The sequence below is a fragment of the Haladaptatus ordinarius genome, from assembly GCF_054177595.1.
Genome location: NZ_JBPEHH010000214.1, coordinates 1 through 3,252 on the forward strand (window position 1 = coordinate 1; position 3,252 = coordinate 3,252).

The window sequence follows — 3,252 nt, forward strand, 5'->3', positions numbered from 1 at the left end:
TAGCCTCATTACGCACCAATCCGGACAGCGGCTGAATCAGGCGACTGATTCAGTCGCCTCATTCTGACTACTACGTGTCAGCAACTGGTCTCTTGAGCCAGAGTGGACAACTAGCGACTGTAGGGATGGTCTATTTGACTGAACTCTTAAAAGAGGTCTTGAATCAGAGACCGTGAACGATTCGTACACCGCGAGGCGCACTCCATGTATCAATAACTATTATCGAATCGCTACGATTTGGATGCAATGAGCTTTTCCGCCTCCGGAGTCGCTCGAATACGAACTGTTTCGTCACGATAGACGTACGCATCGAGGGTTGAGGCGAGATAGCGGTGGACTTCCTTGCCAGAGTCGAGGTTCCACCGAGATGCTAATTCCCCATTACTCGTTGGTTGCATTGTGATGCAGTGTTGAACGCAAGACGGGAGCAGTATCGGTATTATGATATGCAGTTTTCCACCGGTAGCTACTCTTTCTCGGCAGATTCTCAGAGCAGACGATTCGATTTCAGCCGACTTGCTCGGTGATCAAAACATCAGTTTCACAAGATACCGTGTGAAGTATGAGTTGGACGATGGCGATGCCTCTCCCGGATACGTCCGGAGAAGGGGAGCAGGCGGCGCAACTCCTGCATCGGAAATTCACCGTCCCACTTGCTAAACGACGTGTAATCCGGTGATTTCTCGATACCCAATACGTCGAGGATTCCGGGCATCTCGTTGAGATAGTCTTCGAGTTTCCGGTGCGGTTTGTCGATCTCTTCTTTGAGCAGGAGAAGCGCGATCTTCGTCGACTCCGCGTACCCGTCGTCGCCGTCGGCGACGGCGGGTACGTCTGGATCTTCGACGTGGTTCGTGGCGAACTCTTGAAACGTCTTCGCGAGCTTCCTGAGTCGGCCCATATCGCCAGACGGTGTCCAAATCCCCTGAAATCAGCGATAAAATCCGAAGAGGGAAGGCCCGTTCAACGGAGCATCCCACTTCGTTCCTCTCGTCGTGGAGGTTCGGATACTGCTTCGATGGTTATGTGGTTAATCCCGTGATTACGAAGGAACGACTGGAGTTCACGCTCGATATGTTTCCACCCCACGTCCAGAGTGTAAATCCCCCAATATCCCACTCAGAACAGGCTGTGTCGACTAAACACTTATTTTGACGAGGTCCAGGCCCACACACCCCTCGTCCAGAGTGTAACTGGCAAAGACGTGTAGACACTTCACGTTACAGAGACGACGGATTGAATCGGCAGTAAGCGATCCTGCCGGGCTGAGTAGAAATACTATTTATCATCGAAATCTTTATTGTATACTATAAGAAACAGTTCATTAGTGTAGTAATAAATTTTTCATAGGTGGTTCCTCGCTGTAATGTAGAAAATTTCATAAATACATTTGACAACGTTCTCCAGATTCGTCTATAACCTCGAATTACGCTTTCTATGTCGATAAATCACCGTAAAAAGCTATTGCACAAGCTCCGTGCTGCTATCATTCCCTCCCCGCTCATTCGTTTACACTCTGGACGAGGGGTGGGGGGCTACACTGTTCTGTGCGATTCAGCCGCACGTCCACAGGTGTGTCTCCACAATCTGTCGACGATAGAGGTGCTGCAAATCAATATTCTTCGATGTTCTGAGGGTCTATCTTGTTTGAGAATATTTAGTCCACGCGGGGAAGTCACTACGAATAAACATCATTGAACTCTCGTTCACGACGCATTAGCTCCTCAACGCCGTGTTCAAGGATCCTTCGACCCATTCCTGTCGGTCGATAATATGTGTAGAATCCCTGGCTGTCAGCTGTCCGTCGTTGGTGTTTGTCGACAAGGCCGACGTCGAGTAAACGTCTCGAAGGCGTTTACTTTTCATCGTCTGCAGTCGACTCAAAGAGTCATTCGGTGATGCGCAATTTGTCTTCGACTTCAAATAAGTAACCCCGAAGTAAGAGCGTTTCAAGAAGATCCTCGACGAGGAGTGGCTCTATATCATGCGTCTGAAGTACGTGCTCCGCTTGCTCGTAGGTGAACGACTCGTTCGAATCGAAGTGAGCACGGAGATGTGCCAGTGCTTCAGTTGCCATCGGCGATAGGGATGTGTACTCGGAATCCCGAGGGGAATTCATTGGCATGAGCGATTTCGCAACTCGGGAATTTAAGAATTTGGCCTAAACAGGCACTGTTTTCAATGGATGTCTTGGCTTCAATACTTTACCGCATGCCAACCCAATGGCGAAGTTCAATCTTATCGCATATGTCACGAGCTATCGCCATGGCTTCCAATCCGGGATGGTCGGTATCTAGTTCTGTGTAGACGAACGATGGAAATAGCTCCTCATTTGGTGTCTCACGCTGACGCAGATATGCTTGCTGTCCCTCTGCTAACTGCTCCAGCCGCTGGTGAATCGTTGTGAGTCGATCGCTTCGGTCAGCAAATGGGTAGTTAGCACGCTCAATTTCTGCTAACTCCTCACCTATTTCCACAAGAGATTCTCGAAGTTTCTGAAGTTGCTGGCGTTCTGCCGTAACCGCCTGGAGTACTTTTTGGCGGGTTTCGATGGCTTTCTCGCTTTCACGCCGGAGTTGGTCCCATAATAGTGGCGACCACGTCGCTTCACCGCCCGTTAAACCGGCTGTCACATCGACTCCGAATTCGTTTGCCATACTCTCGAGTGTGGTCTCATCTCCATATGCGTCTTTCCAGTGGTCAACTGCCAAAACAGACTCCCGATAGGCAATTTGAATCGCTTTTTGTGATGTGACTGAAGATGGTGTCTCTGAGAGGCATGTCGCAGGTTGTGTTCCACCATCCGCTCGATAGGGTTGTGGCCGATGTTCATCGAGTTGGTCGAGAAAGTCCTCGAACGCATTGATTTCAGCTTGGATTCGAGAATCTTCTTTCGCGAGGCTTCTGTGGGCGTCCAGCAACGACGTGTAGTCAACTAACTGATTTTTATCCTGTGCCATTGGTTCTCATTAACACACTGCTCGTGAACCCATATATACATTATTGCCCATGAATCAACAACGAATTATATTTCTTCGAACGTTTTGCTGTCGACATGGCTGAGCAAACATGTGGTGCAAGGCGTTCTCGTCTTTGGGAGTGTTGCCCTAGGCCAGGCAGACAGAGTAATATTGATTCGCTCATCTGTAGAAGTCAGTACTTAGGATCTGCTCGAACCAGTCGTCGGTGTTGAGGATCCAGCCCAAGAAGTTTAGATAGCCCTGTAAGTGGTGTTTTGAGACGCCTCGGAAC

At 49.3% G+C, this 3,252-nt stretch carries 3 protein-coding genes and 3 pseudogenes; all 6 read right to left on the reverse strand.

The annotated features are described in order from the left end of the window. Positions 1–230: 230 nt before the first annotated feature. Positions 231–398 (reverse strand): DUF5797 family protein, encoded by a 168-nt coding sequence (locus ACR3FF_RS26425; RefSeq protein ID WP_458191061.1) that lies wholly within the window; start codon positions 396–398, stop codon positions 231–233. 212 nt (positions 399–610) lie between these two features. Further along, positions 611–901, reverse strand: a pseudogene (locus tag ACR3FF_RS26430) (IS5/IS1182 family transposase); the annotation flags it as partial. A 777-nt stretch (positions 902–1,678) separates the two neighbouring features. Beyond that, a pseudogene (locus ACR3FF_RS26435) lies at positions 1,679–1,840 on the reverse strand (ArsR family transcriptional regulator); the annotation flags it as partial. Positions 1,841–1,888: 48 nt separating this feature from the next. Further along, complete coding sequence (locus ACR3FF_RS26440; protein WP_458191062.1) at positions 1,889–2,077, reverse strand: hypothetical protein; 189 nt, start codon at positions 2,075–2,077, stop codon at positions 1,889–1,891. A 127-nt stretch (positions 2,078–2,204) separates the two neighbouring features. Then, positions 2,205–2,960: a DUF7260 family protein gene (locus ACR3FF_RS26445; protein WP_458191063.1), complete on the reverse strand. Its 756-nt coding sequence runs from the start codon at positions 2,958–2,960 to the stop codon at positions 2,205–2,207. Between the two features lie 180 nt (positions 2,961–3,140). Continuing rightward, a pseudogene (locus ACR3FF_RS26450) lies at positions 3,141–3,252 on the reverse strand (IS1595-like element ISHti5 family transposase); the annotation flags it as partial.